Source organism: Blastococcus carthaginiensis (assembly GCF_030731085.1).
In the GTDB taxonomy this organism is placed as follows: Bacteria; Actinomycetota; Actinomycetes; order Mycobacteriales; family Geodermatophilaceae; genus Blastococcus; species Blastococcus carthaginiensis.
The window spans coordinates 253,369-266,107 of the sequence record NZ_JASNFN010000004.1 but is presented as its reverse complement, the minus strand read 5'-3'; the positions used below and the strand labels follow the sequence as shown (position 1 = coordinate 266,107).

Here is a 12,739-nt window from a genome sequence, read left to right as displayed (position 1 = left end):
CCCGGAGCAGTTCCGGCGGAGGGCGTCGTCGCACGTGGGGGAGATCGCCGGTGCCTCCCGCTCGGGTGGGGCAGCGCGGTGGGACAGTGGGTCGCAGGACCGGCCGGCAAGAGGAGGTCGCGGTGGAGCACGGGCACCACTCGGGGATGTGGGTCCCGGGCGAGCCGCCGACCTGGGGGCGGATGTTCCTCCCGCACCTGGACGCCTGGTCGGTGCTCGCCGGGCTCAGCGTCGCCGGCCTGGTCCTCTACCTGGCCGCGGTCGTGCACCTGCGGCGCACCGGTGTGAGCTGGCCGTGGTGGCGCACGCTCGCCTGGACCGGGGGCACCGCGTCGCTCTTCGCCGCGACCGGCACCTGGTTCAACGGGTACAGCATGGTGCTCTTCAGCGTCCACATGACCCAGCACATGGTGCTCTCGCTGATCACGCCGCTGCTCCTGCTGCTCGCCGCGCCGGTGACGCTGGCGCTGCGCACCTTGCCGCGCGGTCGTGGCCCGGCCGGTGCCCCGCGGGCGCTGCTGCTCGAGGCGCTGCACAGCCGGTTCGCCTACGTCGTGGCCCACCCGCTGTTCACGGTCCCGCTCTTCCTCGCGAGCCTGTACGGCGTCTACTTCACGCCGCTGTTCGACGCGCTCATGTCCAACCCCGTGGGGCACCAGTTCATGCTGGCCCACTTCGTCGTCACCGGGCTGCTGTTCTTCGGCCCGATCGTCGCCCAGGACCCGTGGCCGCGGACGCTCAGCCACCCGGGGCGGATGCTCGAGCTGTTCCTGCCCGTGCCGTTCCACGCCTTCTTCGGCGTCGCGATCATGATGGCCGGGTCGCTGGTGGTCGACTCCTTCGCCGAGCCGCCGGCCGGGTGGGGCGTCGACCCGCTCGCCGACCAGGCCGTGGCCGGGGGCATCGTGTGGGCCTTCGGCGAGCTGCCCACCGTCCTGGTGCTGTCGGTCGTCTTCTTCTCCTGGGCCCGCTCGGACGAGCGGCGGGCCCGCACCCTCGACCGGGCGGCCGACCGCGACGGCGGCGCGGAGCTCGCCGCGTACAACGCCCGGCTGCGGGCCCTCTCGGAGCAGCAGCGGGCCTGAGCTCCGCGAGAACGCGTCAGGCGCCCCTCCCCGTGACGGGAAGGGGCGCCCGACGAGTCGCTCAGCCGACGTGGACGACGGCGTCGCCCTCGGCCGGCAGGTCCTCCTTCGTCGCCTTGATGAGCACCAGGGTGACGAGCGCGCCCAGCACCAGCAGGGCGGCGGCCCAGGTGAACGCCGTGGTGTAGCCCTCGACCTGCGCGGCCAGGCCGACGGCCGGGTCCTGGGGGTTCGCCCCGGACGTGAGCGCGTCGGCGGTGTAGGCGCTGATGGTGGCCACCGACAGCGAGGCCAGGACGGCGGTGCCGATCGAGGCGCCCACCTGCTGCGTGGCGTTCAGCATCGCGCTGGCCGCACCGGCGTCGTGCTGCCCGGCGCCGACGAGCGCGAGGTTCGACAGCGGCACGAAGGTGAAGCCGAGGCCGAGGCCCAGCAGCAGCTGACCCGGGAAGGGCAGCGCCCAGAACCCGGTGTCCAGCCCCACGAACGACAGCGTGAACAGGCCGGCGGCGGCCAGGAACCCACCGAGGACCATGAGCGGCTTCGGCCCGACCCGCGGGAGCAGCGCGCTGGAGGCGCCGGCCGAGATGAACACACCGAGGGTGGTCGGGAGCGAGGCCAGCCCGGCCACCACCGGCTCGTAGCCGAGCACCTGCTGGAAGTACAGGCTCAGGAAGAAGAACGCCCCGATGAGCCCGGCGCCCACCAGGGTGGAGGTCAGGTAGGCACCGCCGCGGTTGCGGTCCAGCACGATGCGCATCGGCAGCAGGGGGTTGCGGGTGCGCAGCTCCAGCAGCACGAACAGCGCCACCAGCACCAGACCGCCGACGATGAACAGCCAGGCGGGCCCGTCGGTCCAGCCGCTGGCGGGCGTCACCAGCGCCGGCGCCCCCTGTGCCGCCGCCTCGGCGTTCGCCGCGGCGGCCTCGGCGGCGAAGGTCTGCGACGCCTCGGCGACGCGGGTGAAGCCGTAGACGATGGCGCCGAGGCCGAGGGTGACCAGCACCGCGCCGGGGATGTCGTAGCTGGTGTCACCGGGCGCCTTGCTCTCCGGGACGATCGGGATCGCCAGGACGATCGCGAGCAGCGCGACCGGCAGGTTCACCCAGAAGCACCAGCGCCAGTCGGCGTACTCGGTGAGGACGCCGCCCAGTAGCAGGCCCACCGCCGAGCCACCGCCGGCGATGGCGCCGTAGACGCCGAAGGCCTTGGCCCGCTCCTTCGGGTCGGTGAACAGGACGGTCAGCAGCGCCAGCGACGCCGGGGCGAGCAGGGCGCCGAAGACACCCTGCAGCGCGCGGGCGCCGAAGAGCATCGCCTCGTTCTGCGCGATGCCGCCGAGCGCGGAGGCGACGGCGAAGCCGGCCGCGCCCACCAGGTAGGTGCGCTTGCGGCCCCAGAAGTCGGCGATCCGGCCGCCGAGCAGCAGGAACCCGCCGAAGGTGAGGGTGTAGGCGGTGACGATCCACTGCTGGCTGGCGGCGCTGATGCCGAGGTCGGCGGTGACCGCCGGGAGGGCGATGTTGACGATCGTGGCGTCGAGGATGACCAGCAGGACGGTCATGGCGATGACGCCCAGGGCCAGCCAGCGCTTCTCGTAGGGCTCGTCTGCGGAGCTCGTCGCGCCGGTCGCGGCAGGGGAGGGAAGGGGTTCGGTCACGGGAAGTCCTCGGGTCGTGCGGAACGGGCCGGATCGCCGGCCGGGAGAGAACGTAGCGGCCTGCAACCATGTCGTCGTGCCTGTTTCGCTGGTGTTCACCGCAGATACGCACGTCCCCAAGCGCGCGCGTGAGCTACCTCATGCGCTGTGGGCGGCGATCGACTCGGCCGACGTCGTGTTCCACGCCGGCGACTGGGTGGACGTGGCGCTCCTCGACGAGCTGGAACAGCGCTCCCGGCTGCTGGTCGGGGTGGTCGGCAACAACGACCACGGGGTGCTGCGGGAGCGCCTGCCGGAGGAGGCGTGGATCGAGCTCGACGGCGTCCAGTTCGTCGTCGTCCACGAGACGGGGCAGGCGACGGGGCGGGAGGCCCGGTGCGCGGCCCGGTTCTCCGACGCCGACGTCCTGGTGTTCGGGCACAGCCACATCCCCTGGGACACCACGGCCCCCTCCGGCCTGCGGCTGGTCAACCCGGGGTCGCCGACAGACCGCCGCCGCCAGCCGCACGGGACGTTCGTCACCGCGGTGGCCGACGCCGGCCGGCTCCGGGACGTGACCTTCCACCCGGTGCCCCCGCGGCGGTGAGCGCCGCGCCGCTGGACCCGCGCGCGGTCGCGCTGCTCGCCTGCCCGGTGTGCGCGGCGCCGTTCACCGCGGAGCGGGACGGCTCCGGGCTCCGCTGCGCCACCGGGCACGCCGTCGACCGGGCGCGGCAGGGGCACCTGACCCTGCTGCCCCCGGGGCGCCGCCCGCCCACCGGTGACTCGGCCGAGATGGTCGCCGACCGCGTGGCGTTCCTCTCCGCCGGCCACTACGACGGCGTGACGGCGGCGCTGGCGTCGGCGGTCACGCCCGGGGAGCCCCGCACGCTGCTCGACCTCGGCGGCGGGACCGGGCACCACCTGGCCCGCCTCCTCGATGCGCTCCCGGGGGCGACCGGCGTGGTGCTCGACGCCTCCCGCTACGCGGCCCGCCGGGCGGCGAGGGCGCACCCGCGGGCGGTGGCGGTCGTCGGGGACACCTGGGCCCGGCTGCCGGTGCGCGACGCCGTCGTGGACCGGGCGCTGGTCGTCTTCGCACCGCGCAACGGCCCCGAGATCGCCCGGGTGCTGCGCCCGGAGGGTCGGCTGGTCGTCGTGACGCCCGGCCGGGACCACCTCACCGAGCTCGTCGGGCCGCTCGGGCTGCTGCGCGTCGACCCCGCGAAGGCCGAACGGCTCAGCGCTGCCCTGGAGCCGCACCTGGCGCGCGAGGGGGCCGAGCGGCATCGCCGGACCCTGCTGCTGGACCACGCGGCGGTGGCGACGCTGGTGGGCATGGGGCCGCACGCCCGGCACCTGACGCCGGCCGCGCTGGCGGCCTCGCTGGCGCGGTTGCCGGCCGCCGTGCCGGTCACGATCTCGGTCGACGTGACCTCCTACCGGCGCCGTCGGTGATCGTCCCGGCGCGCCTGGCCTGCCGGACCTGAGGTGCCGCACCGCACGGTCTAAGCTGCCAGCCGTGACGATTGCACCGGCGCCCATCGTGAGCCGGCCCAGCCCGGCTCACGTGGTCGAGAAGGGCTCGCGGCTCTCGAACCTGCTGCGGACCACCGACCACAAGACCATCGGTCTGATGTACCTGACCACGTCGTTCGTGTTCTTCATCGGCGGTGGCCTCATGGCGCTGCTGATGCGTGGCGAGCTGGCGCGGCCGGGGCTGCAGTTCCTGTCGCCGGAGCAGTACAACCAGCTGGTCACGATGCACGGCACGATCATGCTGCTGATGTTCGCGACGCCGCTGTTCTTCGCGTTCTCGAACCTGATCATGCCGCTGCAGATCGGTTCGCCGGACGTCGCCTTCCCCCGCCTGAACGCCTTCTCCTACTGGTTGTTCCTGTTCGGCAGTCTGATCGCGGTGGGCGGCTTCCTGACGCCGGGTGGCGCGGCGGACTTCGGCTGGTACGCCTACGCCCCGCTCTCGAACGTGGTGCACTCGCCCGGCCCGGGCGCGAACATGTGGTTCGCCGGCCTGGCGGTCAGCGGCCTGGGCACGATCCTCGGCGCGGTCAACTTCATCACCACGATCGTCTGCCTCCGGGCGCCGGGCATGACCCTGTTCCGGATGCCCATCTTCGTCTGGAACACGCTGGTCACCAGCGTGCTGGTCCTCTTCGCCTTCCCGATCCTGACCGCCGCGATCATGGGCATGCTGGCCGACCGCAACCTGGGCGCTCTCGTCTACTCGGACGAGAACGGCGGCCCGATGCTGTGGCAGCACCTGTTCTGGTTCTTCGGGCACCCCGAGGTCTACATCATCGCGCTGCCGTTCTTCGGCATCGTCACCGAGATCATCCCGGTCTTCGCCCGCAAGCCGCTGTTCGGCTACAAGGGCATGGTCTTCGCGACCATCGCGATCGGCGCCCTCTCCCTGGCCGTCTGGGCGCACCACATGTACGCCACCGGCGCGGTGCTCCTGCCGTTCTTCGCCTTCCTGACCTACCTCATCGCCGTGCCGACCGGGATCAAGTTCTTCAACTGGATCGGCACCATGTGGCGGGGTCAGATGACCTTCGAGACGCCGATGCTGTTCTCGATCGGCTTCATCATCACCTTCCTCCTGGGTGGTCTGACCGGTGTCCTGCTGGCCAGCCCGCCGCTGGACTGGCACGTCAACGACAGCTACTTCGTCGTCGCCCACTTCCACTACGTCGTCTTCGGCACCGTGGTGTTCGCCGCCTACGCCGGCATCTACTTCTGGTTCCCCAAGATGTGCGGCCGGATGATGGACGAGCGGCTGGGCAAGCTGCAGTTCTGGCTCACCTTCATCGGGTTCCACGCCACGTTCCTGGTGCAGCACTGGCTGGGCAACGAGGGCATGCCGCGCCGGTACGTGGACTACCTGGAGAGCGACGCGTTCACCGTGCTCAACACGGTCTCGACGATCGGGTCGTTCATCCTCGGCGCCTCGGTGATCCCGTTCATCTACAACGTGGTCAAGTCGTGGAAGTACGGCGAGCTCGCGCTGCGGGACGACCCGTGGGGCCACGGCAACAGCCTGGAGTGGGCGACCTCGTCCCCGCCGCCGCGGCACAACTTCGTGGAGATCCCCCGGATCCGCTCGGAGCGCCCGGCGTTCGAGGCGCACTACCCGCACCTCATCGAGCGGCTGCAGGCCGAAGCGCACGTCGGTAAGCGGCACGAGCCCTACGGCGGCGTCAGCGAGCTCGGCGCCACCGCTGGTCACCGTCAGGGTCCGAACGACCCCGACCCGACCTGAGACGGGCCCCGGCAGGGGTCCTCCTAGCACGTCACCGGCGCCCCGCCGGCCTCCGGGCCGGCGGGGCGTCGGCCGTCGATGGCCCCGGACGGGCCGCGCGGGGGGCGTGCGGCACGATGGCCGCGTGCCGCACGAGCCGACGCCCGACCCGCTGACGGCCCCCGACGCCAGCGCGCCGCGGGCCCTGCTGACCGTCACCGGCGCGGACCGGCCGGGGGTGACCGCCCACCTGTTCGCCGCCCTGGCCTCCGACGGTGACGGGCGCCCGGCGGTCGAGGTTCTCGACGTCGAGCAGGTCGTGGTGCACGGCCACCTGGCGCTGGGCGTGGTGGTCGGCGCCCTCGGGACCGGGCAGCCGGCGGAGGCCGAACGCGAGCTGCTGGACCACCTCCGCCGGGTGGGTCGCGAGGTCGAGGCCGCCGTGGGTGTCCGCGTGGCGGTCGAATCGGCCAGCGGCCCCGACGCGCCGATCACCGGCGGGCGGGCGCACCACGTCATCGTGCTGGGGCGCCCGGTGCCTCCCGAGGCGGTGGCCGGTGCCGCGCAGGCCATCGCGGGTGCCGGGGGCAACATCGACGCCATCCGGCGGCTCTCCGACGTCCCGGTCACCAGCTTCGAGCTCACCGTCTCGGGCGCGGAGGCCACCGCGCTGCGCACCGCGCTCGCCTCGGTAGCGGCCTCGACCGGTGCCGACATCGCCGTCGAGCAGGTGGGGATCGCCCGGCGCAGCAAGCGGCTGATCGTCCTGGACGTCGACTCCACGCTCGTGCGCGGGGAGGTCATCGACGAGCTCGCCGCGCGTGCGGGGCGGGCGGCGGAGGTGGCCCGCATCACCGCGGCGGCGATGAACGGCGAGCTCGACTTCGCCGAGTCGCTCCGGGCGCGGGTCGCCGTGCTGGCCGGGCTGCCGGAGGCGGTGCTCGACGAGGTGCGCGAGCACCTGGTGCTGACGCCGGGCGCACGCACGCTCATCCGCACCCTGCAGCGCCTCGGCTTCCGGTGCGGCATCGTCAGCGGCGGCTTCACGCAGATCACCGATCCGCTGGCCGAGAGCCTGGGGCTGGACTTCGCCGCGGCCAACACCCTCGAGGTGCGGGGCGGCCGCCTCACCGGCGGGCTGGTCGGGGAGATCGTCGACCGGCCCGGCAAGGCCCGCGCGCTCATCCGCTTCGCCGAGCAGTACGGCATCCCGCTGGACCAGACGGTGGCCGTCGGGGACGGGGCCAACGACCTCGACATGCTGAGCACCGCGGGGCTGGGCATCGCCTTCAACGCGAAGCCCTTCGTGCGGGAGCAGGCGCACACGGCGCTCAACCAGCCCTACCTCGACGCCGTCCTGCAGGTGCTCGGCTTCACCCGCGACGAGGTCCTCGACGCCGTCCCTTGAGGCGGTGCCGGCCCGTTCGGGTCAAGGCTGCGCGAGCAGGCCCCGGAGCCACCGCCAGAACCCGGCCGCCACCTCCCACACGTCGATGATGTCGGCGATGCCGCGCAGTACCAGGAAGGCCACGACTAGCAGACTGACCCGCTTGCCGAAGCGCGTCAGCACCTCCTGGACGTCGGCGACCATGCCCCCCGAGAGGGCTTCCGTGTCGTCGCCGCCGCCGGCCGGACGCTCGGAGCCCACCACCTGCCACAGGCTTAGGACTGCCGCGGTGAGCAACTCGGTGCCGATGATGCCCAGGCCCGCCGCCAACAGGCCGAGGTTCACCTCCGGCCCGCCGAACAGGCTGGCGACCGAGCCGACCATGATCGCGCAGGCGACGATCAGGGAGGCCGTGGCAACCTCACGCACGACGAGCAACCGGCGCAGCGACGCCAAGCCGCTCTCCAACGTCTGCCGTCCGGCGGAGGGCCGGTAGGCCTGGTTGGCGCCGCGCAGCCGCGTGGTCCACCGGTCCAGTGCGGTGGCCGTCAGCGCCAGGCGTCGCGCCCACAACGAGTACACGACGAGGTACACGGCACCTGTCGTCATGCTCTCCCCGAGGGCATCCAGACGCCCGCGTAGGACCGCCCCCGTCGCCAGTGCAGCGAGCAGTGCGTAGAAGTGGGCGGGCCACCGTTCGGGCACGGGCAACGGGACCATGGAGGGGACGGCGTGGCCGGTGTCCCCTCCATCCTCAGCCCACTGCATGGAGCTGACAGGGAGCCGCAGTCGGAACAGCCCCCGGGAGAGGATGACGGCGACACCGAGGAGCGCCGGGATGAGGACAGCTGTCCCGTGCTGACGGCTGAGCGCGGGCAGAGCCACGCCGAGGACGAAGACGCCGATGAGGACGGCCGGGACGTGGACGCGACCGACGTTCTGCGCCGTCCACACCAGGTTTCGGACGACGAGGGCAGCGGCCAGGAGGACGGCGAGGACGACCGCGTCCGATGCCCAGCCGCGGGTGGGATCGGCCTCGTCCGCGAGCCATACCGAGACGGTGACCGCCGCGATCAGGGCCAGGGTCCGCTCGGCCGGCGAGTTGCCGACCACGTCTCCGTAGCCGCGCGGCAGCCAGCCGACGAAGGTGGCGCCCAGAGTGGCGACCAGCGCGGGGCCGAGGACGGAAGCGGCCCCCAGCATGCCGCCGGACAGCGACAGGTCGAGCAAGCGGCTCCAGCCGGTCGACGACACCGGTTCGCCGACGTGGGCCATGGCGAGGAACAGCCCGAGGGCGACGGCGACGCTGACGAGGACGACCCCTGCGGCCAGCCGGGGAGCCCCCAGCCGGGCCGTCGCCCGGCTCCACATGACCTGCGACCGGCTGCGGACCCCCTTCGGACGACGGGCGACCAGCCCTTGCGCGTTGAGGAAGTCCAGGAAGTCCCGGATCGTCCGGTCCACCTTGCGCCGCCGCCAGGGCAGCGGACGAAGACGGACGGGGTCCTTCCGCCACCGGTCCAGGGCCTCGGTGACCCCCTCGGGAGTGGACATGGCGGCAAGCGGCGTGGCGTCGAGCAGCGCATTGAGCGCGGGGGCCACCTCCTCGGCCCGCGGTCCGCGGCGCGCGTCCCCGGTGTTGGCCAGGGAATCCAGGAAGTACCGGACCAAGGCGTCCCGTTCGCCGGACGGTCGGCGGTCCAGGTCGTCGTTTGCCGTGGTCGGCGGGGAGAAGCGGCGAGCGAAGTCGGTGACCTCCCCGATGGAGGGTGGCACGTACACGCTGGCTTCCCGGGCGGTGAAGAGCGCGTCGAGCGCGGCCGGATCGGCCCCCTTCCGCAGGTTCACCACGAGCTGCTTCACGAGGCTCGACTCGTGAACCTTCAGGAGATCCTCGGTCCCGCTGCTGTAGGCGTTCTGGTGGCGCAGTCCACTGAGCTGGCGCTGGGCGATTTGAAAGCGGAGCCGTTGGAGCCCGTCGTTCACCGCGTCCGAGGCCTCGGCGAGGGTTTCGGAGACGATGGACACCGGGTCGCGGCCACGCGTCCTCTGTGCGGCGGTGTCCACCAGCGGCGCAGCGGCAACGCGCTCCTGAAAGCGTATCGCGGCCCGGCTCAGCCCCTCCGCGAGGATTTCCAGGTCTGCCGCAGGGGCGGCATCGGGCGTGACGGGCAGCCGGACGGTGGCGAGGACCAGGGCCCGCAGTTCTCGGAGTACCTGCGTCGTCTCGTCCGAGTCCTCGGCAGACGGCGCGCCGTGGGCGGTACCCGCACCGCGCACCGGGGCTGCCGCTCGCTGCGCCAGCCCTTCTCGCACCCACTCTCGCGCCGCCCACGAGAGGCGCGGACCAGGGATGCCGGAGAGGGCCGATCCCCAAGGGGCGTCCATGTGGGCCGGTGGCGGCGGGCAACCGGACAGCCGGTCGACCCGCGCGCGGAGGACGGCCAGGACCTGCAGCCCCCACGCGGCCGCTGCTGCGGCGTGCTGCTGTGCGGTGAGCTCGTCGGTGCGACGCACGTTCTCGCGCATCGCCTCGTCCAGCCGAGCGACGAGGCGGGTCGAGATTATCTGCTTCGCGGCCTCGCCAGTCTGACCCAGCACGCGGACGTGCAGTTCCTGGGCCGGACCGTCGAGGCCGAGGGCGCCGCCGACCTGGGCCGCGATGCGCGCGGCCTCCGGCTGAGTGACCGTGTCGGTGCCGAGGCTGGGTAGGTGATAAGCGATGAAGGTGGTTGCGATGCGATCCAGAAACGGCTTGCGGAACAGGGAACCGTCGGTGTCCTGCTGCGCGGCTCGCCGCCAGCCCCCCAGCATGCGGTAGACGTCACCGTCTGCCCGCATCGCCGTGACGTTGCTGGCGAACCGTTGCAGGTTCAGCTGGCGGAGTGACCGCTGGAGGGAGTGCAGGCCACGGTCCATGGTCCGGGACTCGACGCCGCGACGGGGCCAGGTGCGGCGGATCTTGGGGGCGAGCGGAATCAGGCTGACCAGGTCGTCGTCGGGGTGGTTGCAGAAGTACGCGGTGTACGGGTTGCCCTGCCGACCGACCCGGCCGAGGAGTTGCCGATCGTGGCGGGGCTCGCTGCTGTGGCCGAGCAGGATGAGCAGGCTGCCGCCGTTCTGCCGGGCTCGCTCGTCGAGCGGGATGTCCACGCCCCGGCCGGCCTGGCGGGTGGAGACCAGCACCACGGCGGGCCGTCCGGCGTCCTCGAACTGCTTTTCCTGCGCGGCCGACTCGCCCAGCGCCAATCGGACGTCCACGTCCTCGGGCAGGGTCTCCCGCAGCCGACTGCGCAGTTGGTAGACCGTGGGCTTGGCCGAGGCGACCACGAGCAGCGGCCGGCGCGGGGCCTCGCGGGCGGCCACCTGCTCGATGTGCTCCTCGGCGTCCGCCAGCGACGGGAAGTAGAGATCCGGACGGCGGCCGTGACGTCGCTTGTGCCGCGGGCGGATGACCGCCAGCGGCAACTGCGCCAGCAGCAGGTACTCGACGGCCTCGTCGACGACCGTGCCGGATGTCCCGGCGAAGTGGTCGAACTCCAGGAGGGCGTCCAGCCGGGAGGTGAGGTGGATCGTCTGCTGGTGCGGCGGAACCGTCAGGCCGCGGGCGCTGGCGAGCGGCGCCACCCAGTCCAGGGTCACACCCGGGCGGCGCCAGCCGCTTCGCGGGTCCAAGGGGACGACCCGGTGATTGATGATCTCGTAGTCCCTGCCCTCGACGGCCTCGAACAAGCCGGCGTAGGCGAGTTCGATGTCGCGGTAGAGCCCCAGGTGCTGGGCGTCGTCGAGGAGGGTCCCGGACACGTCGCGCACGTGCTGCTGTCCGGCGGCGGTCAGGTACACCCGTTTGACGTCGGGGTCCTTCGCACGCTCGACGTGCCGGTCGTCCAGTTCCCGTGCCAGAGAGGCGGCTAGGCGCCAGTTCTTGGTGCGCGCGGACACGGCGCGGGAGATCTGGTAGGTGTTCGACCCGGCGTCGAGGAGGATGGCGTCGACCTCGTCGACCAGGACGGCGGCCGCCCGCAGCTTGCGCTGGTCGGTTCCCGGCACCAGGTCGTCGTGGAGCTTGCGGAAGACCAGGGAATCCGCAGTGGTGTAGACGACCCGCGCATCCCAGGTCCGCCAACCGCGTGCCTCGTACCCCTTCGGCAGGGCGGCGCCGACGGAGATGCCGAGCGCAGTCCAGTACGGCGCGGTCTTGGCAGCGTCCCGTATGGCCAGGTACGGATTGGCCGTCACGACGTAGACCCGGTCGTGCCGGCGCAGCAGAGCCAGCGCGGCCACCATCAGCGCGAACGTTTTTCCCTCTCCGGTGTCCATCTGCACGAGCGAGCCGCGCATGAGGTGGGCCGCGCACTGGACTTGCTCCTCGTAGAGCGACGTGCCGCGGAGGGTCCCCTGTGGAGGGAAGCGGCGAAAGGCGGCGCAGGCCAGCGCCAGGGCCTCGGCGTCGCGCTCGTCCAGCTGCTGACCGATCAGCCGGTAGCGGCCGGCGTCGTCCTCGGTGGGCACCGCGGCCTTCGGCGCGTGGACCAGCCGCTGACAGGCCTCGCGGAGCGCGGCGTCGTCCAGAAGGGCGTGGCCGTCTGCCAGTATCAACGCCCGCCGGGCGGTGGACTCACCGTTGAAGCCGCTCAGGGCTTGCGTGATCGTCCCCACCAGGAACCCCAGCCGGCTCATCGCTTCCCCCGAGGCTTGCGGAACCCAGAGTCTTCCCCCGACGGCTGGAGGATAAGGGCTCACCGGGCGCACAGGACCTTCCAGCGCCCCCGTGCGCGCACGGTCCGGAAGGGTCAGCCCCGGGGGACCTGCTCCTCCAGCCGCACGCCCGCCGTGCGCAGCTGGTCGAGGGCGGCGGCCACCGTCCCCTCGGCGACGGCCGCGGTGAGCGGCAGCAGCACCCGGGTGGTGAACCCCGCGGCGACGGCGTCCAGGGCGGTGGCGCGCACGCAGTGGTCGGTCGCGATGCCGACCACGTCGACCGCGTCCACCCCGCGCCCGTGCAGCCAGTCGGCCAGACCGACGCCGTCGCCCATCCCCTCGAAGCCGGAGTAGGCGGCGGCGTGCTCGCCCTTGTCGAAGACCGCCTCCAGTGGCTCGCGGTCCAGCGCCGGGTGCAGCTCCACCCCGCCGGTGCCGACGACGCAGTGCGGCGGCCAGGTCTCGACGAAGTCCGGCGCCTCCGCGAAGTGGGATCCGGGGTCGACGTGGTGGTCGCGGGTGGCGACGACGTGGTCGTAGCCCGCCGTCCGGACGTGCTCGGTGATCGCGGCCGCGACCGCGGCGCCACCGGCGACGGCGAGGCTGCCGCCCTCGCAGAAGTCGTTCTGCACGTCCACGACGATCAGCGCGCGGGTCATGGGACGGAT

Annotated in this window: 8 protein-coding genes; 5 read left to right on the top strand and 3 right to left on the bottom strand. The window is 72.6% G+C overall.

Going from position 1 to position 12,739, the window contains the following annotated elements; genetic code table 11:
• Nucleotides 1-122 precede the first annotated feature (122 nt).
• The gene (locus QOZ88_RS06440) at nt 123-1,085 is read left to right on the top strand and encodes a cytochrome c oxidase assembly protein (protein ID WP_305998965.1); all 963 of its coding nucleotides are present in this window, start codon (nt 123-125) and stop codon (nt 1,083-1,085) included.
• Between the two features lie 61 nt (nt 1,086-1,146).
• Here QOZ88_RS06440 and QOZ88_RS06435 read toward each other — a convergent pair whose 3' ends face one another.
• Nucleotides 1,147-2,745, bottom strand: coding sequence for an MFS transporter (locus QOZ88_RS06435; protein ID WP_305998964.1), 1,599 nt, complete (start codon nt 2,743-2,745; stop codon nt 1,147-1,149).
• A 76-nt stretch (nt 2,746-2,821) separates the two neighbouring features.
• Between QOZ88_RS06435 and QOZ88_RS06430 the strand changes: the two genes are divergently transcribed.
• The 4 genes from QOZ88_RS06430 (at nt 2,822) to serB (ending at nt 7,391) form a co-directional block, all read left to right on the top strand.
• On the top strand, nt 2,822-3,331 hold the full coding sequence (locus QOZ88_RS06430; RefSeq protein ID WP_305998963.1) for a metallophosphoesterase family protein: 510 nt from the start codon (nt 2,822-2,824) through the stop codon (nt 3,329-3,331).
• Nucleotides 3,332-3,342: 11 nt separating this feature from the next.
• Nucleotides 3,343-4,182 (top strand): putative RNA methyltransferase, encoded by an 840-nt coding sequence (locus QOZ88_RS06425; RefSeq protein WP_406568218.1) that lies wholly within the window; start codon nt 3,343-3,345, stop codon nt 4,180-4,182.
• 64 nt (nt 4,183-4,246) lie between these two features.
• On the top strand, nt 4,247-6,004 hold the full coding sequence (ctaD, locus tag QOZ88_RS06420; RefSeq protein WP_305998961.1) for an aa3-type cytochrome oxidase subunit I: 1,758 nt from the start codon (nt 4,247-4,249) through the stop codon (nt 6,002-6,004).
• A gap of 124 nt (nt 6,005-6,128) precedes the next feature.
• On the top strand, nt 6,129-7,391 hold the full coding sequence (serB, locus tag QOZ88_RS06415) for a phosphoserine phosphatase SerB (RefSeq protein WP_305998960.1): 1,263 nt from the start codon (nt 6,129-6,131) through the stop codon (nt 7,389-7,391).
• Nucleotides 7,392-7,412: 21 nt separating this feature from the next.
• On the opposite strand, the gene QOZ88_RS06410 is transcribed toward serB, so the two are convergent.
• Nucleotides 7,413-12,050: a hypothetical protein gene (locus QOZ88_RS06410; protein WP_305998959.1), complete on the bottom strand. Its 4,638-nt coding sequence runs from the start codon at nt 12,048-12,050 to the stop codon at nt 7,413-7,415.
• Between the two features lie 113 nt (nt 12,051-12,163).
• Nucleotides 12,164-12,730 (bottom strand): isochorismatase family protein, encoded by a 567-nt coding sequence (locus QOZ88_RS06405; RefSeq protein ID WP_305998958.1) that lies wholly within the window; start codon nt 12,728-12,730, stop codon nt 12,164-12,166.
• Nucleotides 12,731-12,739: the final 9 nt, after the last annotated feature.

What these genes read in the sequence shown, in the direction of transcription:
- QOZ88_RS06410 (WP_305998959.1), bottom strand. Translation starts at nt 12,050, where the DNA reads ATGAGCCGGCTGGGGTTCCTGGTGGGGACGATCACGCAAGCCCTGAGC.
- QOZ88_RS06405 (WP_305998958.1), bottom strand. Translation starts at nt 12,730, where the DNA reads ATGACCCGCGCGCTGATCGTCGTGGACGTGCAGAACGACTTCTGCGAG.